The 771-nt window shown below is 71.7% G+C and carries 1 protein-coding gene and 1 pseudogene; one reads left to right on the top strand and one right to left on the bottom strand.

From position 1 onward, the window contains the following. Positions 1-447: hypothetical protein (locus tag AC08ON_RS12040; protein WP_476616977.1), on the bottom strand; the 447-nt coding region annotated here is incomplete at its 3' end. Positions 448-635: 188 nt separating this feature from the next. Here AC08ON_RS12040 and AC08ON_RS12035 point away from each other — a divergent pair. After that, positions 636-771, top strand: a pseudogene (locus AC08ON_RS12035) (diacylglycerol/lipid kinase family protein); the annotation flags it as partial.

Genomic DNA, 771 nt, shown 5'->3' with positions numbered 1-771 from the left:
GCCGCGCCGAGGCGGGACCACCGGCCCGAGCCCACCGGCCAGCAGCAACGCGACGACGATGACAAGGGGCACGACGAGCAGCGGGATGCCGTAGCCGTAGCGGCCGGACTGCACCAGCCCCCACGCCACCGGCAGGCACAGGATCTGCACGACCAAGGTGGGCGAGCGGAAGGATGCGCCGTTACGCAGCACGCCCCCCGCGAGGACCGCCACACCGAGCCCGCCGACGATGGCGAGCACCCCACCGCTCTCAGCACGACCCATGTCGTCAATGTCCGGCCCGAAGCCGCGCAGCACCTGCAGGATTCCGAGGGCCAGCAGGGTCAGCGCCTCGATGGCGAGCAGGACGGACGCCACCCGAGTGGGCACGGACGCCGCGCGAGCAGCCTGCCGCAGCGTGCCGAAGCGGCCGGCCGCCGGCTGATCGGGATGACTCGTGGATCCCATATCCCTGACACTACGTTCCCGGGGCCGTCCGCGTTCCCGGGGCCGTCGACCGGTGCCCCCGGGGACCCTCCGGACGGTGTCCACCGCGCCATCACCCGTCGCACTTCGCGAGGTGCCCGCCGGATTCCAACGGTGTGAGAGTTTTCCCAGCCGGCGACCCGGATGACCGGGCGGACTACGGTGGAGGCATGCGAGGGCTGTTGGTCGTCAACCCCGTCGCCACTGCTACGACCGAACGTGTTCGTGACGTCCTCGCCAGCGCGCTCGCCGCGGACCTCGCTCTGGAGACTGTGGTCACCAAGGGGCGGGGGCACGGGGTGGAAC

The organism is Frankia sp. CoWAU3 (assembly GCF_977971855.1).
This window is presented reverse-complemented; position numbering and strand designations above follow the sequence as displayed.